Source organism: Neobacillus sp. 114 (assembly GCF_030127045.1).
Classification (GTDB): Bacteria; Bacillota; Bacilli; order Bacillales; family Cytobacillaceae; genus Neobacillus; species Neobacillus rhizophilus.
The window spans coordinates 2,039,111-2,058,272 of sequence record NZ_CP126144.1; the positions used below are offsets into that span (position 1 = coordinate 2,039,111).

General features: G+C 39.6%; 26 protein-coding genes. 20 read left to right on the forward strand and 6 right to left on the reverse strand.

Annotated elements, in window-relative coordinates; translation table 11 throughout:
* Positions 1–15: 15 nt before the first annotated feature.
* The 5 genes from ctaD to QNN06_RS10250 all read left to right on the forward strand — a co-directional run bounded on the left by ctaD (position 16) and on the right by QNN06_RS10250 (position 4,468).
* Entirely contained in the window at positions 16–1,890 is a 1,875-nt protein-coding gene (gene ctaD / locus QNN06_RS10230) for a cytochrome c oxidase subunit I (RefSeq protein WP_213116456.1), read from the forward strand.
* The gene (locus QNN06_RS10235) at positions 1,890–2,516 is read left to right on the forward strand and encodes a cytochrome (ubi)quinol oxidase subunit III (protein ID WP_213116455.1); all 627 of its coding nucleotides are present in this window, start codon (positions 1,890–1,892) and stop codon (positions 2,514–2,516) included. The genes ctaD and QNN06_RS10235 overlap by 1 nt, the downstream gene beginning before the upstream one ends.
* Before the next feature lie 4 nt (positions 2,517–2,520).
* Positions 2,521–2,856, forward strand: coding sequence for a cytochrome c oxidase subunit IVB (ctaF, locus tag QNN06_RS10240; RefSeq protein ID WP_213116454.1), 336 nt, complete (start codon positions 2,521–2,523; stop codon positions 2,854–2,856).
* 144 nt (positions 2,857–3,000) lie between these two features.
* Positions 3,001–3,906, forward strand: coding sequence for a cytochrome c oxidase assembly factor CtaG (ctaG, locus tag QNN06_RS10245; RefSeq protein WP_213116453.1), 906 nt, complete (start codon positions 3,001–3,003; stop codon positions 3,904–3,906).
* A 97-nt stretch (positions 3,907–4,003) separates the two neighbouring features.
* On the forward strand, positions 4,004–4,468 hold the full coding sequence (locus QNN06_RS10250) for a DUF420 domain-containing protein (protein ID WP_213116452.1): 465 nt from the start codon (positions 4,004–4,006) through the stop codon (positions 4,466–4,468).
* Between the two features lie 45 nt (positions 4,469–4,513).
* Here the strand turns inward: QNN06_RS10250 and QNN06_RS10255 are convergent, their stop codons facing one another.
* Positions 4,514–4,873, reverse strand: coding sequence for a YugN family protein (locus QNN06_RS10255; protein ID WP_217032933.1), 360 nt, complete (start codon positions 4,871–4,873; stop codon positions 4,514–4,516).
* A 179-nt stretch (positions 4,874–5,052) separates the two neighbouring features.
* On the opposite strand from QNN06_RS10255, the gene QNN06_RS10260 reads away from it, so the two are divergent.
* On the forward strand, positions 5,053–5,487 hold the full coding sequence (locus QNN06_RS10260; RefSeq protein WP_213116450.1) for a CBS domain-containing protein: 435 nt from the start codon (positions 5,053–5,055) through the stop codon (positions 5,485–5,487).
* A 200-nt stretch (positions 5,488–5,687) separates the two neighbouring features.
* Positions 5,688–6,734, forward strand: a complete 1,047-nt coding sequence (locus QNN06_RS10265) for a CAP domain-containing protein (protein WP_307851988.1) — start codon at positions 5,688–5,690, stop codon at positions 6,732–6,734.
* Between the two features lie 47 nt (positions 6,735–6,781).
* Here QNN06_RS10265 and QNN06_RS10270 read toward each other — a convergent pair whose 3' ends face one another.
* Complete coding sequence (locus tag QNN06_RS10270; RefSeq protein WP_284037524.1) at positions 6,782–7,156, reverse strand: hypothetical protein; 375 nt, start codon at positions 7,154–7,156, stop codon at positions 6,782–6,784.
* Between the two features lie 11 nt (positions 7,157–7,167).
* The gene (locus tag QNN06_RS10275) at positions 7,168–7,650 is read right to left on the reverse strand and encodes a PaaI family thioesterase (protein WP_213116449.1); all 483 of its coding nucleotides are present in this window, start codon (positions 7,648–7,650) and stop codon (positions 7,168–7,170) included.
* Between the two features lie 257 nt (positions 7,651–7,907).
* On the opposite strand from QNN06_RS10275, the gene ylbD reads away from it, so the two are divergent.
* The 7 genes from ylbD (at position 7,908) to coaD (ending at position 11,324) form a co-directional block, all read left to right on the forward strand.
* The gene (gene ylbD / locus QNN06_RS10280) at positions 7,908–8,315 is read left to right on the forward strand and encodes a YlbD family protein (protein WP_213116448.1); all 408 of its coding nucleotides are present in this window, start codon (positions 7,908–7,910) and stop codon (positions 8,313–8,315) included.
* Positions 8,316–8,331: 16 nt separating this feature from the next.
* The gene (locus tag QNN06_RS10285) at positions 8,332–8,571 is read left to right on the forward strand and encodes a YlbE-like family protein (RefSeq protein WP_213116447.1); all 240 of its coding nucleotides are present in this window, start codon (positions 8,332–8,334) and stop codon (positions 8,569–8,571) included.
* A gap of 94 nt (positions 8,572–8,665) precedes the next feature.
* Positions 8,666–9,028 carry a hypothetical protein gene (locus QNN06_RS10290; RefSeq protein ID WP_213116446.1) on the forward strand — a complete coding sequence of 121 codons (363 nt, stop codon included), beginning with the start codon at positions 8,666–8,668 and terminating at the stop codon, positions 9,026–9,028.
* A gap of 63 nt (positions 9,029–9,091) precedes the next feature.
* The gene (locus tag QNN06_RS10295) at positions 9,092–9,529 is read left to right on the forward strand and encodes a YlbF/YmcA family competence regulator (RefSeq protein ID WP_213116445.1); all 438 of its coding nucleotides are present in this window, start codon (positions 9,092–9,094) and stop codon (positions 9,527–9,529) included.
* A gap of 99 nt (positions 9,530–9,628) precedes the next feature.
* The gene (locus QNN06_RS10300) at positions 9,629–9,904 is read left to right on the forward strand and encodes a YlbG family protein (protein WP_213116444.1); all 276 of its coding nucleotides are present in this window, start codon (positions 9,629–9,631) and stop codon (positions 9,902–9,904) included.
* 367 nt (positions 9,905–10,271) lie between these two features.
* The gene (rsmD, locus tag QNN06_RS10305) at positions 10,272–10,832 is read left to right on the forward strand and encodes a 16S rRNA (guanine(966)-N(2))-methyltransferase RsmD (protein ID WP_213116443.1); all 561 of its coding nucleotides are present in this window, start codon (positions 10,272–10,274) and stop codon (positions 10,830–10,832) included.
* A 12-nt stretch (positions 10,833–10,844) separates the two neighbouring features.
* Positions 10,845–11,324, forward strand: a complete 480-nt coding sequence (gene coaD, locus QNN06_RS10310) for a pantetheine-phosphate adenylyltransferase (protein ID WP_213116442.1) — start codon at positions 10,845–10,847, stop codon at positions 11,322–11,324.
* Between the two features lie 15 nt (positions 11,325–11,339).
* Here coaD and ylbJ read toward each other — a convergent pair whose 3' ends face one another.
* A complete protein-coding gene (gene ylbJ / locus QNN06_RS10315; protein WP_213116918.1) occupies positions 11,340–12,560 on the reverse strand; it encodes a sporulation integral membrane protein YlbJ in 1,221 nt (406 codons plus the stop codon).
* A 334-nt stretch (positions 12,561–12,894) separates the two neighbouring features.
* Here ylbJ and QNN06_RS10320 point away from each other — a divergent pair, with 334 nt between their 5' ends.
* Both QNN06_RS10320 and QNN06_RS10325 read left to right on the forward strand, forming a co-directional pair.
* Positions 12,895–13,674 (forward strand): patatin-like phospholipase family protein, encoded by a 780-nt coding sequence (locus QNN06_RS10320; protein WP_284037525.1) that lies wholly within the window; start codon positions 12,895–12,897, stop codon positions 13,672–13,674.
* A gap of 7 nt (positions 13,675–13,681) precedes the next feature.
* Positions 13,682–14,704 carry a SepM family pheromone-processing serine protease gene (locus QNN06_RS10325; RefSeq protein ID WP_284037526.1) on the forward strand — a complete coding sequence of 341 codons (1,023 nt, stop codon included), beginning with the start codon at positions 13,682–13,684 and terminating at the stop codon, positions 14,702–14,704.
* A gap of 23 nt (positions 14,705–14,727) precedes the next feature.
* Here QNN06_RS10325 and QNN06_RS10330 read toward each other — a convergent pair whose 3' ends face one another.
* Positions 14,728–15,942, reverse strand: a complete 1,215-nt coding sequence (locus QNN06_RS10330; protein ID WP_213116440.1) for a nucleotidyltransferase — start codon at positions 15,940–15,942, stop codon at positions 14,728–14,730.
* A 225-nt stretch (positions 15,943–16,167) separates the two neighbouring features.
* Here QNN06_RS10330 and QNN06_RS10335 point away from each other — a divergent pair, with 225 nt between their 5' ends.
* From QNN06_RS10335 to QNN06_RS10350, 4 genes are all read left to right on the forward strand, one after another.
* Positions 16,168–16,692 carry a YceD family protein gene (locus QNN06_RS10335; RefSeq protein WP_213116439.1) on the forward strand — a complete coding sequence of 175 codons (525 nt, stop codon included), beginning with the start codon at positions 16,168–16,170 and terminating at the stop codon, positions 16,690–16,692.
* 56 nt (positions 16,693–16,748) lie between these two features.
* Positions 16,749–16,922, forward strand: coding sequence for a 50S ribosomal protein L32 (gene rpmF / locus QNN06_RS10340; protein ID WP_213116438.1), 174 nt, complete (start codon positions 16,749–16,751; stop codon positions 16,920–16,922).
* Between the two features lie 95 nt (positions 16,923–17,017).
* Entirely contained in the window at positions 17,018–17,779 is a 762-nt protein-coding gene (locus tag QNN06_RS10345) for an enoyl-CoA hydratase/isomerase family protein (protein WP_213116437.1), read from the forward strand.
* Positions 17,780–17,860: 81 nt separating this feature from the next.
* Positions 17,861–18,478 carry an RsfA family transcriptional regulator gene (locus QNN06_RS10350; protein ID WP_213116436.1) on the forward strand — a complete coding sequence of 206 codons (618 nt, stop codon included), beginning with the start codon at positions 17,861–17,863 and terminating at the stop codon, positions 18,476–18,478.
* 151 nt (positions 18,479–18,629) lie between these two features.
* On the opposite strand, the gene QNN06_RS10355 is transcribed toward QNN06_RS10350, so the two are convergent.
* Positions 18,630–19,097, reverse strand: coding sequence for an N-acetyltransferase (locus tag QNN06_RS10355; protein WP_213116435.1), 468 nt, complete (start codon positions 19,095–19,097; stop codon positions 18,630–18,632).
* Positions 19,098–19,162 lie beyond the last annotated feature (65 nt).

Here is a 19,162-nt window from a genome sequence, read left to right on the forward strand (position 1 = left end):
AAGGGAGGTAAAAACGTGAGTACCTATGCTCAAAAAAAGGGATTCGGTGCAACTTTATGGGACTTTTTAACAACAGTTGACCATAAAAAAATCGCCATCCTATATCTGATTGCAGGTGGATTTTTCTTCTTAATTGGCGGTATTGAAGCTGTCTTTATCCGTATCCAGCTTGCAGTTCCTAACAATGATTTTGTAAGCGCCGGTGCATTTAATGAAATCATTACAATGCACGGAACAACAATGATTTTCTTAGCTGCCATGCCGCTTGTGTTCGCGTTCATGAATGCCGTTATGCCACTCCAGATAGGAGCTCGTGACGTAGCTTTTCCTTATGTGAACGCATTAGGGTTTTGGTTGTTCTTCTTTGGTGGTATTTTTCTAAACCTTTCATGGTTCTTAGGAGGAGCGCCAGATGCTGGTTGGACTTCTTATGCATCTCTCGCTATACACTCCAAAGGACATGGTGTTGATTTCTATGTTCTAGGTTTACAGATTTCTGGTTTAGGTACGTTGATTGGTGGTATTAACTTCCTTGTAACGATCATTAACATGCGTGCGCCTGGAATGACCTATATGCGGATGCCGTTGTTTACTTGGACAACATTTGTAACGTCAGCACTTATTCTTTTTGCATTCCCTCCATTAACAGTGGGATTAGTATTAATGATGTTTGACCGTTTATTTGGAGCTAATTTCTTTGAAGTTGCACAAGGTGGTAATACCGTAATTTGGGAACACTTATTCTGGATTTTTGGTCACCCGGAAGTATATATCTTGATCTTGCCAGCTTTCGGTATTTTCTCGGAAATCTTTGCAATGTTCTCAAGAAAACGTTTATTTGGTTATTCGTCTATGGTGTTTGCAACAGTCCTAATCGGTTTCTTAGGATTCATGGTTTGGGCGCACCATATGTTTACAACAGGACTTGGTCCGGTAGCAAATGCTATCTTCGCTGTAGCTACGATGGCAATTGGGGTGCCGACAGGTATTAAGATTTTTAACTGGCTGTTCACCATGTGGGGCGGAAGTGTTAAATTTACAACTCCAATGCACTATGCGTTTGCTTTTATACCTACATTTGTTATGGGTGGAGTAACAGGGATAATGCTTGCTTCTGCTGCTGCTGACTATCAATACCATGACACATATTTCGTTGTTGCCCACTTCCACTATGTTATTGTTGGTGGGGTAGTCTTAGCGCTTTTAGCTGGTACACATCTGTATTGGCCAAAAATGTTTGGAACAATGTTAAATGAAACAATGGGTAAGATTACGTTCTGGACTTTCTTTATCGGATTCCATATGACATTCTTTATCCAGCACTTCCTTGGTCTATGGGGTATGCCTCGCCGCGTATTTACCTATCTGCCAGGTCAGGGCTTTGAAACCTCAAACATGATCAGTTCCATAGGAGCTGCCTTCATGTCTGTCGGTGTTATTGTCCTATTAATCAACATTATTGTGACATCTGTTAAAAATGTTAGAGTTGGAAATGACCCTTGGGGTGACGGACGTACATTAGAGTGGTCTATTCCATCTCCACCGCCTTTCTATAACTTTAAGCAGCTTCCACTTGTTCGCGGTTTGGATGCTTATTGGATAGAAAAAATGGAAGGAAAGAAAGAAATGACTCCTGCTGAGCCGCTTGGTGATATTCATATGCCAAACTCTTCTTTCTTGCCATTTACAACATCGCTTGGTCTTTTCATCGCCGCTTTTGGTGCTATGTACCATGTAGATGATAAGGGATGGGCATTGCCAGTCTTGTTTATTGGTCTGCTCGTAACATTTGGTTCCATGTTATTACGGTCTGTTAAAGACGACCATGGTTTCCATATTCATAAAGAAGAATTAATGAACGAAGATGATAATAAGGGGGTTAAGGCATAATGCACGCTGAAGAAAAATTAACTTATGAAACTTGGCCTGCAGAGCCGGAGAAATCAACCCTTGAAGCGAAAAATAAATTTTTAGGTTTTTGGTTATTCTTAGGGGGAGAGACTGTGCTTTTCGCCTCTCTCTTCGCCACTTACCTTTCATTAAAGGATAAGGTGCCAAATACTTCTCAGCCGCTGGCCAAGGATTTATTTGAACTTCCGTTGACATTCGTGGCAACGATGCTGTTATTGACAAGCTCTTTAACAAGTGTTTACGCAATTTACCACATGAAAAATTTTGCTTTCAAAAAAATGATGGTGTGGTTAGGGCTTACTGCTTTATTAGGATTCGGGTTCTTAGGACTAGAAGTTTATGAGTTTAACCATTATGTCCATTTAGGCCATAAATTTACCAGCAGCGCCTTTGGATCTGCCTTCTATACCTTGGTTGGCTTCCACGGAGCACACGTTGCTTTTGGATTAGCTTGGTGCTTATCGTTAATGTTCCGTAATGCAAAACGTGGCTTAAACTTGTACAATGCGCCAAAATTCTATGTATTTAGTTTATATTGGCACTTTATTGACGTTGTATGGGTATTCATCTTTACTGTTGTATATTTAATGGGAATGGTGGGATAAACTGATGGCAAATCAACAATTAAATTCAGGGAACCCAAGAGTTGACCTTGAATATCGCCGCCGTAAAAGTGCGGAAGAGATGAGATATCAAGTCATTTCATTTGCTTTGATGATTTTCTTAACATTGGTTGCTTTTGCTGCTGTAGCTGCTAAAGGATTTACAGCGTGGTTTACAATACCATTTATCGTTCTTTTGGCTGCGGTGCAAGTAGTCTTCCAATTGTTTTATTTTATGCATATGAGTCATAAAGGCCATGAGGCCCCAACATTATTCCTTTTTTCAGGATTATTTGTTGGCTTGGTTATGATTTGGGCATTTTCGACCATTATCTGGTGGTAGGAGTTAAAAGGAAAATCGGCTTTTAAGCCGATTTTCTTTTTTAGTAATTGGAAAACATATGCAGCATCATTTCTTTGCCTATCCCAAAGGCCAAGGGTATAATAAAGTTGATGATTCTTTAATTAATTTTGAGGTGATATTGCAGTGCTTACCTTGGATATATTTGGTTTTCAAGCGCTATGGAGCCCGTACTTTTTATTGATTATGATTGTTTTGACAGGAGGATTTTTTCTTCTAACCACAAGATTTAGACACCGTTTCCAGGACAGTTTGCGCTTAACAAAGCAGCAAGGGGCTTTATTTCTTACCTCAATGATTCTTTTGTATGCTATTAAAGGATCTCCATTGGACTTAATGGCCCATTTAATGTTTTATATTCATATGATACAGATGGCTGCACTTGTCTTAATTGTTCCGCCTTTATTCATTTTGGGTGTACCTGCATGGCTGTGGAGAGCGGTTTTGCGCATCGAAGTATTTAAGTCTCTCTTTAAGTTTTTCACTAGACCACTTATGGCTCTATTAATCTTTAACGGGTTATTTTCGTTTTACCATGTTCCAATAATTTTTGATCATGTCATGCAAAATATATGGCTGCATGCAGGCTATTCGATTCTATTGTTTGTAGTTGCCATTTTTATGTGGTGGCCATTAATTAATCAGCTTCCTGAGCATCAAACCCTAAGTGGTCTAAAAAAGGTTGGTTATATTTTTGCTGATGGGATTCTCTTAACACCTGCCTGCGCTTTGATTATCTTTGCTGAAACACCTATTTATGCCACCTATTCTGATCCGCATGTATGGGGCAAAGTGATGAGCCTGTGTGTGGGTACTGCCAATTTTGAAAGTTTAAATTTGAGCGGTCCAGAGCTGTTTAGTTCGATGTCCTTAATCCATGACCAACAGCTTGGCGGCGTATTGATGAAGATTATGCAGGAAATCATTTATGGGGTAATCCTTTTCCGCGTCTTTTTTGAATGGTATCGTAAGGACCAAGCAGAAACAGAGCGCGATTTAAATCAAAAATTAAATCCATCGCTCATTAAATAGAGGCTGTCCGAACGACAACCTCTTTTTCTTTTGGTTGAAGTTTAGGAAGGTTTACTCTACTATAAGAGGAGAATAAACAAAAAGAGAGGATTTATGCATGGATTCGATACCAATTTTACCCACGATTAGTACCACTTTTATTGTTTTAAGCGGGATTACAGTTGCCATCGGTTGGTGGCAGATTAAGCAAAGAAAATTGGAAGCTCACAAACGGACTATGTTTTTTGCAGCTATTTTTGCTCTTATTTTCTTTATTATTTATGCATCTAGAACTATTTTCATTGGGAACACATCGTTTGGAGGACCAGATAATATCAAAATATACTATACTGTATTTTTGATTTTTCATATTACCTTGGCCACGGTAGGAGCAGTTTTGGGGATATTGTCTCTTAATTCAGGTTATAAAAATAAACTCTCTTTCCATCGCCGCCTTGGCCCCATTACCAGCATCGTCTGGTTTTTTACAGCCGCTACCGGAGTAGTTGTCTACCTGCTTTTATATGTATTTTACCGAGGCGGGGAAACGACTTCCATGATAAAAGCGATTTTAGGTTTATAAGATCAAAAAAGCCGCATGATTAACATTCATGCGGCTTTTTCAGCATTATACAGCAAATTTGCTGATTTCGTTTTTGATATCTTCGATAATTTTTTTACATTGATTCACAAGTGATGCAGGGAAGGTTTCGCCTTCACCGTATTCAACACCGTGCGGGTAATAATGTTTTCCTAACAAAGGAGTCATCAATTGTATTACAGCTTTGAAGGTATCTACATCTCCTTCAACCGAATAGCCTTGAATCCGAAGGTAAAATACTCCCTCTCTTAGTTCAAACTTTTTGTCGTATGTAACGCGTTCATAATCCCATTGTCCTGCGCGCACTAAACCATGCTGTTGCATTACGTCATCAAGCCGGTTTATGTCTGCTTTAAACTCCTCAATTCCAGTGTTTTCGAATTTCATAAATAAATCCCTCCTAGAAACGCTTGCCTGTATTCATTATTTGGTAATAAAGCAAGATTAATTCAATTTAATAATAGATGAAATTTCTGTAACTTGCAACGAAATCATATAACGAATAAATCCATTATGGCTGGATATTCTAATTTACGAAAAGAGCTATAATTTTTGGAGGCGATTTTATGGAAAAAATCCGTGATATTATGACTGATGATGTAGACTGCTGTACTCTATTAGATAATATCTATGAAGTAGCTGTAAAAATGAAAGAATTAAATGTCGGGGCTATTCCTATTGTCGATAAAGAAAAAATTGTTGGAATGATTACTGATCGTGATATTGTCATTAGAGGCGTGGCAGAAAAGCATCCTGGCTCATCCAAAGTGGAGGAAATCATGAGCAATGACCTGATTACTATTTCTCCAGAGGCTTCTACTAGAGAGGCGGCAAAATTGATGGCACAACATCAAATTCGTCGTTTGCCTGTTGTAGAGGATGAGAAGTTGATTGGTATTGTATCACTTGGCGATTTTGCAATCCGTGAACTAACGGATGATCAAGCGAAGCAGGCCTTGACACAAATTTCCGAACAAAATTATAATAGTGCGCAGCATTAAAATAGTAATTTATTATAGGACAAATATTTCTAAACAGGCGCCCCGGTGCCTGTTTTCTTTTTTAATTAAGCATTTTCAGACATTTTAGGAAAACGGGTATTACTTAAAAAGATATAAATGCTATAATTATTCTAACAGTACATACAATGGTAGAAATAGTAATAGAGAGGGTGTAGCCTCTGAAGACGCTTTTAAGAATTTTGGTACTTTCTGCGGTAATCGTCACAATTGGCTTTTATGTTGGCATAAATGAAAAAAATCAGGATAAGGTTTTAATAAAGAAAGACAGCACATCAGAAATGGAACAAACTTATCAGCAAAATTCTAATTCACAATCAAACAATAAATTGAAAAAACCTGAAGAAGGTTTGTCTTTATTGATAGGCAAAAATGCTGCGGACATTGTCAAAGAACTAGGGGAACCACAGCGAATTGATGAGACTCCATATGGCTATCAATGGTATATTTATAACTTGGACTTTAAACGTTATGTTCAAGTTGGGATTGAAAATAGTCAGGTAGCAACGATTTTCGTCCTTGGTGAAAATTTGAATATATCGCCTTTTGAGATCGGGCAGCCGGTGGAAGAAATATTTAATACTCAATTTTTCGAAACGAATATCAATATCGATTTGAATGGGAATAACTATCGGTTTGAATTAAATGACACAGATTTAAACCTTCGACCAATCATTCAGCTGGGGGATGTTTTTTTTCAGCTTTATATTGATAAATTCACTGGTACTCTTTCAAGCGTACGCATTTTAAATGCAGAGACGTTTATCAAGCAGCGCCCATATGAGCTCGTGTACCGCGGTGAATTAATCGATCAGCCTCTGCCTGACGAAGAAATGTGGGAAAAGATCGAAACAGGGGCAGAACAAGAAATTTTTGATATTTCAAATGTGTTAAGGCAAAGGTACAAATTGGATCCATTAAAATGGGACGACAGTACGGCTGAAGTAGCATTTGGCCATAGTAAGGATATGGCATTGAATAATGATTTTTCACATACATCTAAAAAATTTGGCAGTCTTGCCGATCGATTAAATAAAGCTGAGGTTGCCTATAAAACGGCTGGTGAGAATATCGCCGCGAATTATACGGACGGGCCTGCTGCGGTTGAAGGGTGGCTGAACAGCAAGGGCCACAGGGATTCGTTATTAAATAAGGAATTCACCCATCTTGGTGTTGGTGTATATCAAAAATATTATACGCAAAACTTTATCCAAAAAACAGAACAATAAAAAGGAGAAAAAGCAGTATATCCTGCATTTTTCTCCTTTTTTATTCATTATTTGACATTTGAAGTTTTCGATTCAAATCGGTTAAATAAAAACGTATTTCCTTCCCAGCTCCCATATAGACGAATGAAATGGCCTGGTGTAAATAAGCATTTTTCCATGTTTTTCGTAACAGGAGTCATTCTTTTGGCAGTGATTATTTTAGCATCAGTTTGAAGTTTAATTGTCTGAACCAAAAGATAACGGTGATAATAATAACGTTCCTTGCTTTCGTCGATGCTTTTAATTTCACCTGTTAATATCGCTTCTTCCCCTACATTCCCTGCAGCAAGCCATTTTTCATCGTGCTCTTTCATCTCTTTTTTAGTCAGCAGGTAGAAATAAAAACAAATAATCGGGATAAGAATGGCAGTAACCATTATCATTAAACCCCTTCTTATTTATTTATGATAAAAAATGTGCCAGTGGCATAGGCTATTTTTTTGCCGTCATTTCGGTAGGCAGTGCCTGAGACGACGATTGTTTTCGTGCCATGATGAATGATGTCAGCCTTGCAGCTTAATGTGTCCCCAATTCCAGGAGCAATATAGTGGATATTAAGCTGATTGGTTACAGCCCCCAAACCTTCTGGCAAAACATAGTTTGCTAATGAACCCATTGCCGTATCCAAAACTGTGGCTGTTATTCCGCCATGAACAATGTCTAAATTATTATGAATGATTGGATTAATGGGGATGGTAATTTCACACGTGTTTTTGTCCATTTTTCTGTCCATATGGAGAAGATGGCCAATATAAGTATCACTGTTCATATCAATCTTTTGTTGAACTCCCCGTAATAGGGAAGCGAGACTTTCCAAGTCTGATTCCGAGCCATTCTCGATACAATCTTCTAAAAGCTGCCGTAACTCTTGTTTCATTTTTTTACCTCTTTCTTTTTGGCTAATAGGAAAGTATAAATTTTCACAAATTTATACTTCCTAACGCATAAATTCAACTATGCCTCATGAACCGTCCTATCGGCCTCGCCAATCGGCGAGTTTTCATTTGCGTTTCTTTGACCATCTTACCACTTGTGTGCCTAATAATAAATGTTTTGAACCTAATTCGCCGTTTCACATTTCTTATGATTTATCATACTTTATTATTGGAATGAATAGGGGCAGAGGTGAGGATAATGACGCAAAAGAAATTGCACCCATCCGTTGAAAAATTTAAAGAATTTGTTAGAAACAATCCAAAAATTATTAAGGAGGTCCGCAAGGGAAACGCCACCTGGCAGGAATTATACGAGGACTGGTACTTATTAGGCGAAGAAGACCAGCGTTGGGAGAAAATTGGTTCAGATGGTGAAGCTGCGGAGGTAAAAGATGAGAAAGAAGCCAAAGGGGACTTAATGTCCAATGTGATGGGGATTTTCAAAAAAATGGATCCCAATCAAATGCAGTCCCATCTACAGAATATCAGCCAGGCGATTGGCGCCATCCAAGGCCTAGTTTCCCAATTTCAAGGCGGTAATGCACCTAATAATCCTGTAAAACCTCCTGAAGGGCCAAAACATCCATTTTCATTTAGACAAGACTAATTAAAGGGTGGGGGATATGCGCAAGGAAATTTTAGAATATGTAGAAGGACAAAAGGATTTAAAACGGTTTATTCGGGAGCAGCCACTTTGGTATCGGAAACTGTCAAGAAACCCTTATGATATTCAATCATTAGAAATTGCAGCATTACATCATTACAAAAAAACCATTCCCGATCAAGTGGAGAAATTCACAAATGGAGTGCAAATGGCTTCAATGATGTACTCCATGTTCCAAGCCATGAAAAACCAAAATTAACAAAGGGCACCCAAATTTGGATGTGGCCTTTTTTTGTTTGGATTAAAAAATATTGAGAAGGCGAACAATACAAACATGAGAAGGAGTGATATTGGTGAAAAAACATATCCTCATTGGTTTTATTTTGTGCTGGGTTTTAGGAGCCTCAATGCTTCACGAGGCAAAGGCAATCTCAAACGAAATACCTGAGCTGATTGTTCAACACGAAACAAAAGGAAATCAAGTGCTGGTAGAATGCATTTTAACGGGAATTAGTTTTAGGGAGACAGAGGATTCAAAACAAAAAACGGGTAAAATTGTCATTTGGGTAGACGGACAGAAAAAATCCGAAGCCTCCTCGGCAGTATTCATTATCAAGGATCTTTCTCCAGGGAACCACAAGGTAAAGCTGGATGTGGTTGATTTAAAATATAATTCCTACGGTTTGAAAAAGGAGTTTGTAATAAATATCCCCTAATTAAATGGATTTTTTCGCTTTCAGGAGGTTTTCGTGATAAAATGTCAGTGGAGGTGAGCGTACATGCTTGCTACATCAGAAAGAGTTGAATTACTGGACTACGCTGAACAGCTGGCAAAAATGGTTCTCGAATCTGACATTGTTGAACATTATCGGATTTGTTTATATAAAATGCAAAGCAGCCGTGAAACGCAGCAAAAGATACAGCGTTTTGCGAAGCTTAAAGACCTTTATGAAGAGGTGCAAAGGTTTGGTAAGTACCATCCTGATTATAAAAATGTGATGACTCAAATTCGTCAATATAAACGGGAAATGGACTTGGACGCAAACGTAGCCGAATTTAAATTGGCGGAAAATGATTTGCAAAGCCTTTTGGATGAAATCAGTCTCCACGTTGGTCGATCCGTCTCCGAGCATATAAAAGTCCCGACCGGCAACCCGTTTTTTGATAACGGTCATTCAAGCGGCTGCGGTGGCGGAGGAAGCTGTGGCTGCAGTTAAAAAAATGAGCATGTGGGATAAAGGGGTAAGGATTGAAATAAAACCTTTTCATGTGCTAGACTTATTTAAAAAGAAGCCTGCAATGAAGGGGAAAAAATTATGTTTGTTCAAAGACAAGGATTAGTTGTTTGGCTGTATTCATTAAAACAGGCCAAAATGCTCAGACGTTTTGGAAATGTCCATTATGTGTCAAAAAAGCTAAAATATGTTGTGGTGTACTGTAACCAAGACGATGCAGAGGAAATTATAGAAAAGCTCCAATCCTTTTCGTTCGTGAAAAAAGTAGAGCCTTCATACAAGCCCTTTTTAAAAATGGAATACGAAAATTCAGCACCTGACAAGGCAAAAGAATATGACTATAAAATGGGGATATAAAAAGGTGAGAATCATCTCATCTTTTTTTTGCCCTAAAAAGAAAAAAACCCTGCAAAAATTTTGCAGGGTCCTTCTAAATCCTGATATAGGACAGAAGGCAAAGGGAGAGGAGAAACCGGAGGAAGAACTTATGGGGAAACGTAAGTCTTCTCCGCGGTTGGCAACAACATCCTCGAATTGATGTTGTTACTTACATTATTTCCACAACCCAAAACCTTATACGTCGAAATTTAAAATTTCCTTTTTTCGCAAATTTTTTATAAAATGTAAGAAAAGAAAAAACTAATGTGACAAATTTGTTTATATTTTGCAGCCTATGGTAGGATGTAAAAAAACGTAATTTTGGATAAAATGTGGTGGTGAACACGTGAGAGTAGTTTCTGGCATCTGTAAAGGCCGTCCTCTTAAAGCTGTCCCTGGTAATACAACAAGACCTACAACAGATAAGGTGAAGGGAGCCCTATTTAATATGATTGGCCCTTATTTTGACGGGGGTACCGGGCTTGACCTCTTTGCTGGGAGCGGAGGATTAGGTTTGGAAGCACTGAGCAGAGGCTTGGATAAAGTGATATTTATCGACAGGGACGCCAAAGCAATTCAGACAATCCAAGACAATATCAGCGCATGCAGGTTTGAAGACAAAACTGAGGTATACAGGAATGATGCAGACAGGGCACTTAAGGCTTTAATTAAACGAGAAATTATGTTTGACTATATTTTCTTGGACCCGCCGTACAAGCTTCAAGAGCTGATCAGGTTAATGGAAAAAATGGATAAAGAGAATGTGGTTAAGGACCAAGGAATTATTGTCTGTGAACATAGTTTTGATGTCGATTTACCTTCCTCTGTCGGGCGGTTCTCGCAGATAAAACATGAGAAATATGGGATTATTGCTATAACAATATATTTAAAATCTAATGGGGAATAAGGGGGAGTCAAGTTGGCAAGTATAGCCGTTTGTCCGGGGAGTTTTGATCCAATTACATATGGCCATTTAGATATCATCCGCAGAGGGGCTAAGGTTTTCGATAAGGTTTATGTTGTGGTATTAAATAATGTCTCAAAAAATCCACTCTTTACTGTTGAGGAAAGGCTTGACCTGATAAAGGAAGTTACAAAGGACATCCCTAACGTGGCTGTCGATCAATTTTCCGGGCTGCTTGTCGATTATGCCAAGAGTGTGAACGCAAATGCAATCCTTCGGGGCCTTAGGGCTGTTTCCGATTTTGAATATGAAATGCAGATTACCTCGATGAATAGGTTTTTAAACGATCATGTGGAAACCTTTTTTATGATGACCAATAATCAATATTCCTTTTTGAGCTCAAGCATCGTGAAAGAAGCAGCAAAGTACAAAGGGGATATTTCAGGGCTTGTTCCGCCTCCAGTCCAAAAAGAATTGCAAAAAAAATACAGATAAAAAAAGAGCTAATTTTTAGCTCTTTTTTATATTACTTTCTTTTAGCTTGATAAATAAGATTAGTATATATATTGATAGGGAGCAAATCGTGATGAGTGGGCCAGTTTCCAGCATTTTATGATAAAAATCCTTTGTCCATATTCCATCTCCAAATACTGGCAGGGCGCCTGCAGGCTGATTATGGCCTTGGAAGCGCACATAAATGGGATTCCATAAGAGGAGCGTTAAGAGCCCGGCAAAAATGCCTTGGAAGATTCGCGCAATAAAGAATGGCCGAAAGCGGATGTCAGTCTGGGCTAAGATACTGGCAACCTGCGCTTGGACACTAAAACCGCCAAAGGCTAAAATAAAGCTTGTTATGATTGCTTTCTGTAACAATAACGCCTCATCCACCCTGCTGGTCAGATCGCTCCCAAGTGTGATTTCAAACAATCCGGAGATAAACGGTATGCTTAACATTTCTGGAAAATTAAACACGGAAAAAATCATTTCCACGAATTTTGCCAGCGCAGCCGTGATATGTAGATGGTAAAGAAGTTTATTTATGACAGAGAACAGGATGATAAAACCGCCGACCATCAATAATGTTTGAATCGAAGAGGTAACAGCATCGCCAAGAAGCTTTCCAATCGGGCGGTTATCCTTTAGCCTTGTTTGGTGCAAAGCCGATAAGGCTGCTCGAATCTTAAGTTTTTTGGCGTTTTTCGCTTTATCAGGTGATTCCTTTCCATAAAACCGCATCATAATTCCAACACATACGTTGCCCAAATAGTGAGCAGCCGCTAAGAGTATCCCTAATTGGGTATTATGAAAAAATCCCACAGCTACTGCGCCAAAGATAAATAGGGGATTAGAGGAGTTGGTAAAGGAGACGAGTCTCTCGGCTTCAATCCGTGTTATGTGGCCTTCTTGCCGCATTCTTGCAGTAAATTTTGCGCCTGCTGGATTCCCTGATGCCATTCCCATGGCCCAGACGAATCCCCCTACACCAGGAACTTTGAAAAGCGGTCTCATAAAAGGTTCGAGAAGAACCCCAATGAACTTGACTACTCCAAATCCAATCAACATTTCTGATACAATAAAAAAAGGCAGGAGGGAAGGGAATACGATTTCCCACCACAAATTAAGGCCACGGATAGAGCCTTCAAATGATTCTTTTGGATAGAAAATAAGTGACGCCGCTAAAACGATGCCGGAGATGGCTAAAGCAAGCGTTTTGAGCTTTGACCGAAACATCGAAGAGTTCTCCTTCCTTGTGAAGCTGTCCAGCTTCAGGCGCCATCGGCTCGTGGTCACAAGCGGGTCCTCCAAAAGGTTAAAGAACTCCCTTTCGGCCGACTCGTCTTGTGCTTGGCTATAGAAAGCTTTCGCTTTCTGTACGCATTAAGGGCGACTAATCCCTGTCTTCTCTACGCTTGTCAGTGATAAGTCGCCCTATATCGCCGATAAACGGGCGCCTTCTGCTTTTCTTTCTACTTGTCCTCATATAAAATAAATATACTCATAGAATGTTGTTTTAGACCATAAGATTGAACGTGATTTATTAGATGTATAATAGGAGGGTTCTGCTATGGAGCACCCTAAGATTGGCTTGGCGCTCGGCTCTGGAGGAGCTCGCGGGTTTGCTCATTTGGGTGTTATAAAGGTGTTAAAGGATGCCGGTATTCCGATTGATTTAATTGCAGGCAGCAGCATGGGAGCCCTGGTCGCTTGTTTTTATGGAGCTGGGATTGATTTAGACCTTCTATATAAATATTCAACCGCTTTTAGGAGAAAGTATTTTCTTGATTTTACTGTCCCGAAAATGGGATTTATTACAGGCAAGAAAGTAAAGGAATTTATTCGTATCTTTACCCATGGGAAAAATATCGAAGACTTGTCAATACCACTTGGGATTGTGGCAACGGATTTATTAACCGGAGAAAAAGTTGTCTTTAAAGAGGGGCCGGTGGCAGAGGCTGTCAGGGCAAGCATTTCCATACCAGGAATTTTTGTGCCTGAGAAGTATAAGGGAAGAATCCTCGTGGATGGCGGAGTTGCTGACCGTGTTCCCATTTCTGTTGTGCAAGAGATGGGGGCGGATATTGTGATTGCCGTGGATGTCTCACGGGTTAAGCGAAACGCGGAAATTACCTCCATTTACGATGTCATCATGCAAAGTATTGATATTATGCAGACTGAGATTATCAATTTCCATGAAACATCTGCAAATGTGATGATTCGTCCCCCTGTCGAGGGCTATAGTTCGCGGGCATTTACTAACATTGAAGAAATCATTAAAATTGGCGAAGACGAGGCAAAAAAGTATCTTGAGCAAATTAAGAAGGTAATTGATAATTGGAAGGGGTGATGGCAGCTTGCGTAAAAAACTATCAATTGGCATTTTCTTTATCCTTGCAGTATTTCTGATAGGCGGAATGTATTATTCATTACCTTACTATGTTTCAAAACCAGGGATGGCAAAAGAACTTGCTCCAATCATTACAGTTGAAGGCGGTTATCAGGAAAAAGGAAATTTTATGCTGACAACTGTCCGGATGGGAAGGGCTAATATCTATTCCTATATAGAGGCCAAAATGAGAAAATATGAGGAAATCTATCCGCTCGATATGGTATTAAATGAACAGGAAACGGAAGAAGAATATAATGTCAGGCAGCTGCATTTGATGGCAGCATCAAAACTTAATGCGATTGAGGTGGCATACCATAAAGCAGGGCTGCCTGTACATTATAAATATAAGGGAATATATGTGATGCAGGTCCTGCCGGGAATGCCTGCAGAAGGGAAGCTCCAGGCAGGTGACCGCGTTTTTAAAATGGATGGACACACATTTCCCTCATCAAAAGATTTCATTGAATATTTAGGGAAAAAAAGTGCCGGAGATCATGTGAAATTAACCTATTCCAGAAATAACGAGGAAAAAAGTGTGAATCTTATTCTGCAGCCCTTTAAGGATCAGCCTGGGAAGGCAGGCATAGGCATTTCACTTGTGGACGATAAAGAAATCACCGTCGATCCCGAGGTTAAAGTCAGAACAGATGAAATCGGCGGGCCTTCTGCGGGTTTTATGTTTACCTTGGAGATATATAACCAGTTAACAAAGAATGACCTAACGAAAGGCTACCAAATTGCCGGAACGGGAACGATTGACCCAGATGGCACCGTTGGGCCGATTGGCGGTATCGAACAAAAAATTGTTGCCGCTGATAATGCCGGCGCAGAAATCTTTTTTGCACCGAACGAAAAGGGTGCTAAGGACTCCAATTATCGGGCAGCCTTAAAGGCAGCACGAGATATCAAAACAAAGATGAAAATTGTTCCGGTCGATACCTTTGACGATGCGGTAAAATATTTAGAAAAATTGCCTAAAAAGAAATAGGATGGTGCCAAAGAGGCGCCGTCCTATTTCTTTATAATGATTGGAGGCTGTTTGAATTCCTGTTCCATCAAAATTTTTTTTGCCGGGCCCGGGACCCCCATTGCATATACCCTAGCAGCCTTTAGGTCGAGGTTAACCTCTTCGTCCTTAAATGAAGACAATTTCGCAACCAGAGGCAAAGCAAATTCCTTTTTCATTTTATTTAGGTATTCTTGTCCTCTCTCTGACATCCCAAGGAGCCTTAAATAGCCCGCTCTTTTGCTTCCTTCCATGTCTATTTTTTTGCTATTGGTCAATATGTGAACACATAATCGCTGCAGCCTCGTCCATGTATAGCGTTTTGTTTTTATTCTTTCCATAAACTCCTGAAAGCTTCCTGCTTCGGTTGCTGCATGTTGTAACCTGTTCTCAAGTCCCTCTTCAGCCTCATATATTTCTTTTAACTCTTCTGGGGAGGAATGGAGGAGACGAAGCTGAAGAAACGGCCAATAATTTTCCCAGCGGTGGTAAAGACCATGTTGATTTAGATATTCATGTAATAATTGCCTAGTAGCCTCCGGCACATACTGATTAATTTCAGATGGGCGGTTTATATCTGAGAATAGTGCTTTCCTGATGCTGGTTGCACTGGCAATTGTTTCGGAGGCAAAATGTTCATCATGATAGTCGGCGATTTTGCGTGCTACAGTTAAGGGAGTAATCTGACTTCTTTGCTCATGGATCGCTTTTATGTAGTGAAAGCCTAGTATGTTGTTTGGCCTGGACAAATCTAAATAATTTTCCGAATTTGACAGCTGTTTGTATGACAATGCTAAAGCCTTCGGATAGCTGACACCTGAACCCATAAAATGCTTTATATTTTTTTCATGGGAATCCTGCTGACTTTCCAAAAAATGAATCGTTTGTTGAAAGGCTTCAATCTCCCCGCTTTCGCTGCCAAAACAAAGGTACTGACAGCCTGCAGCAGCAAGAATGGACACTGCCCCATTTGCAAAGGTTTCGGCATTTTGTGTGGCATAGCGGTAGGGAAGTTCAAAAACGATGTCCACGCCATTTAATATGGCCATTTTCGTTCTCTGCCATTTCGAAACAAGTGCAGGCTCCCCCCTTTGCAGAAAATTTCCGCTCATTACCGCAATAACCACATCTGCTTGGGCTGCCTCGCGGGATGCCTGCAAATGAAAGGCATGTCCATTATGAAATGGGTTGTATTCAACAATAACACCAACTGCTCTCATAACTCTCTCCTTGAAATTTAATTACTATCATTATAGCAATTTATTCCGTTTTCCAATCGAATAATATGATATGATGATACATATGTTTGCAAAAGGTATTTATGGATACACTATAATGGAAAAAATTTATTTATTTATGCAACATAAGGTGAAGTGTAAAGAAAAAATATTGACAAAAATTTTATCGAAAGCTATAATTACCTTTGTTGCCTTGGGGTGATTCAATTGAAATGGACATTAAATCAATTGCAAAAATATCGAAATAAGGAATTTTCGATTGACGATACCATTCGGGTTGACGAGCTTAAACTGGATGACCCAACTATTCGTGAAGTGTCTCCAATGCAAATTACCGGACGTGGAGATATAGATTCTTCAAAAGTTACCTTTCATTTAAAAATTGAGGGGTATCTGATTCTTCCATGTTCGCGAACCTTAGTGGATGTCAAATTTCCAATTAATGTCGAAACGACGGAAACCTTCCTCCTGCAAAATTCAGTTTACCAAACTGAAGAGGAGGCCCATCAGGTAAAAGGAGATATGATTGATTTAAAACCAATCATAAGAGAAATTCTGATACTTGAGGTTCCAATGCAAGTATTCTGCGATGATGTCCAATCTGAAGATGCAGCACCGCAATCCGGTAAGGATTGGGAGGTTATTCAGGAGGAGGAACAATCTAAAAAGATTGATCCACGCCTTGCAGGGCTTGCAAAGTTTTTTGACAAAAACAATTCTTCGGAAAGCTAATCGAAATGATCTGACTTCAAGCGCTCCTGCGCATTTTTTATAAGGAGGTGGGAAGAATGGCTGTACCTTTTAGAAGGACTTCTAAAACTGCGAAGAGAAAGCGTCGTACTCATTTTAAATTAAACGTTCCTGGTATGGTAGCATGCCCAAACTGTGGTGAAATGAAACTTGCTCACCGCGTATGCAAATCTTGCGGAACATACAAAGGAAAAGAAGTAGTAAACGACTAATTTCTACTTAGATAAAGCACAAGGAGCAAACGCCCTTGTGCTTTTGTCATTTCAAAACAAATACATACTTTTTTAATTGAGAGGGTGAGCAAAAAATGGCTTTTTCGATTGAAAGGCGGGACCCGGGATATTTATTATTTACCATCGAAAGAAGCGAAAAGCGAAACGCCATAAACTACGATGTTATGGAAGGGCTATCGCAAGCGTTAGAAAAAGCTAGTGAACCTGAAATAAAAGCTCTTGTCATTACGGGGAGTGGTGAGAGTGCGTTTTGCTCCGGCGGAGACTTATCCGTTTTTCATCTCCTGCACACCAAAGAGGATGCGTATCCAATGCTTTCAAAAATGTCCAATATTCTGTATTCCTTATTAACCTTGCCCATTCCTACTATTGCACTAATGAACGGTCCAGCGGTTGGCGGAGGCTGTGAGCTTGCAGTTGCCTGTGATTTCCGGCTCGCTAGAAAAGGCGTTAAAGCAGGGTTTGTTCAAGGAAAACAAGCCATTACGACCGGTTGGGGTGGAGGCTCTATTCTAGTCGAAAAGTTCCCATCCCCATTTGCCATGAAGCTTTTGATGGAAGCAGACCTCGAAACCGCAGAATATTTATTTAAAACCGGTTTTATTAATCACCTATTCGACGGAGACTCCCTTCAACAATGTGGAGATTACCTTGAGAAAATGCTGTCCAATGATTTAGAGGTTCTCAAATCCTATAAAAGAATATGGATTAACAAGTGGAAGCAGGCAGGCCTTCGTGAAAGAATAGAGGAAGAGGTTAAAAACTGTGCCATCCTTTGGGAAAGTGATGCCCATCATCAATATGTAAAAAATTTTATTAAGAAAAACACCAGATAAGATGAATTCACGGCTCCAGATTAAGTCTATCTTTTCTAGTAGATGCATATGTTTATAAAAACACTACTAGGAGGGGATTTGATGTCACCAACTCGACAAGATGCTTGGAGCCAAGATGAGGATTTACTGCTAGCTGAAGTTGTATTAAGGCATATTCGAGAAGGCGGGACACAGCTTCAAGCATTTGAGGAGGTAGGGAAACAGCTATCGCGGACACCTGCGGCCTGTGGATTCCGTTGGAACTCATATGTAAGAAAGCAATACAAGTCTGGAATAGAGCTTGCCAAGAAGCAGCGTAAAGAATTGAAAAAACATATTACTCCTGCTGAAGCTGATCCAGCCCCTGAAATAATCAAAAAGGAAGCTGTCTCGACCGAGCCGGGGGGTACTTTGACATTTCCGGCTGTCATTCAGTTTTTAGAGGGCATTTTTAAACAAGTGGAGAATTTTGCTGAGCTTGAAGAGGGAAGCAGGAAGTCTTCCGAAAAAATAAAAGAATTAGAGAAGAAAACTTATTATTTAGCAGCAGAGAATGAAAGACTCACGGAGAACCTAAAGGCCATCGAAGAGGACTACCGTTCATTACTGGAAATTATGGAAAGAGCTCGCAAAATGGTTGTCCTTCAGGATGAAGACCGACAATCTAAAGTTAGATTCCAGATGGATAAAAACGGCAACCTGGAAAGAGTAGAGAAATAGAAAAAAGCGGACATCCGGTCCGCTTTTTCGCTTAGCTAATAAGAAAGTATAAACTTTCTGTCGAAAGCATTATACTTTCTTAACGCATAAATTCAACTACGCCTCTGTCTTCGTCCTATCGGACTCGCCAATCGGCGAGTTTTCATTTATATTATTGTGCTTCCACACCTTCTGGATACCAGACAAGCGGATTTTCCCCGCGGTCTCGTTCCATATCGTAATCAACACTTGTAAAGCCCATTTTTTCCCAAAAGCCGCGAGATTGCATTCTTGCATTTGTCTTAATTGGAAGTCCAAAGCTTTTGGCGAAATCTACAAGTTGTCTACCAAAGTCTTTTCCCTGATAGTCTTGTAATACTTCCAGTTTCCATAATTCCAAATAACTTTGTGGCGGATAAAAATATCGATCGAATTTAGCTTCAATTTGGTATAAGCTCATCCGGGCAACAAGCTTATCTCCATAGTAAATACCATAAAACGGTGAATCGATATCATTGTCTATCATATTGGCTTCAAGATCTTCGAACATTGAAAGCTCTTGAAGACCATATTCTTTAAACTTTTTAAATTCTTCTAGAGTTTTGAAATTAACTTTTAATTTTTCCACTTTAGTCCCCATGTTCTTCCTCCTAGAAATTATATTCTGTAATCTTGTATATATTTTTTTTAACTGAATAACATGAT

Bases quoted from the DNA above. Each gene is read 5' to 3' on its own strand.
- QNN06_RS10295 (WP_213116445.1), top strand. From the start codon at position 9,092: ATGCTTGCTACATCAGAAAGAGTTGAATTACTGGACTACGCTGAACAG.
- QNN06_RS10235 (WP_213116455.1), top strand. From the start codon at position 1,890: ATGCACGCTGAAGAAAAATTAACTTATGAAACTTGGCCTGCAGAGCCG.
- ylbD (WP_213116448.1), top strand. From the start codon at position 7,908: ATGACGCAAAAGAAATTGCACCCATCCGTTGAAAAATTTAAAGAATTT.
- QNN06_RS10320 (WP_284037525.1), top strand. From the start codon at position 12,895: ATGGAGCACCCTAAGATTGGCTTGGCGCTCGGCTCTGGAGGAGCTCGC.
- QNN06_RS10255 (WP_217032933.1), bottom strand. From the start codon at position 4,873: ATGAAATTCGAAAACACTGGAATTGAGGAGTTTAAAGCAGACATAAAC.
- QNN06_RS10285 (WP_213116447.1), top strand. From the start codon at position 8,332: ATGCGCAAGGAAATTTTAGAATATGTAGAAGGACAAAAGGATTTAAAA.
- ylbJ (WP_213116918.1), bottom strand. From the start codon at position 12,560: ATGTTTCGGTCAAAGCTCAAAACGCTTGCTTTAGCCATCTCCGGCATC.
- QNN06_RS10275 (WP_213116449.1), bottom strand. From the start codon at position 7,650: ATGAAACAAGAGTTACGGCAGCTTTTAGAAGATTGTATCGAGAATGGC.
- QNN06_RS10260 (WP_213116450.1), top strand. From the start codon at position 5,053: ATGGAAAAAATCCGTGATATTATGACTGATGATGTAGACTGCTGTACT.
- QNN06_RS10345 (WP_213116437.1), top strand. From the start codon at position 17,018: ATGGCTTTTTCGATTGAAAGGCGGGACCCGGGATATTTATTATTTACC.
- QNN06_RS10300 (WP_213116444.1), top strand. From the start codon at position 9,629: ATGTTTGTTCAAAGACAAGGATTAGTTGTTTGGCTGTATTCATTAAAA.
- QNN06_RS10330 (WP_213116440.1), bottom strand. From the start codon at position 15,942: ATGAGAGCAGTTGGTGTTATTGTTGAATACAACCCATTTCATAATGGA.
- QNN06_RS10350 (WP_213116436.1), top strand. From the start codon at position 17,861: ATGTCACCAACTCGACAAGATGCTTGGAGCCAAGATGAGGATTTACTG.
- QNN06_RS10270 (WP_284037524.1), bottom strand. From the start codon at position 7,156: ATGATAATGGTTACTGCCATTCTTATCCCGATTATTTGTTTTTATTTC.
- ctaF (WP_213116454.1), top strand. From the start codon at position 2,521: ATGGCAAATCAACAATTAAATTCAGGGAACCCAAGAGTTGACCTTGAA.
- rpmF (WP_213116438.1), top strand. From the start codon at position 16,749: ATGGCTGTACCTTTTAGAAGGACTTCTAAAACTGCGAAGAGAAAGCGT.
- QNN06_RS10250 (WP_213116452.1), top strand. From the start codon at position 4,004: ATGGATTCGATACCAATTTTACCCACGATTAGTACCACTTTTATTGTT.
- QNN06_RS10355 (WP_213116435.1), bottom strand. From the start codon at position 19,097: ATGGGGACTAAAGTGGAAAAATTAAAAGTTAATTTCAAAACTCTAGAA.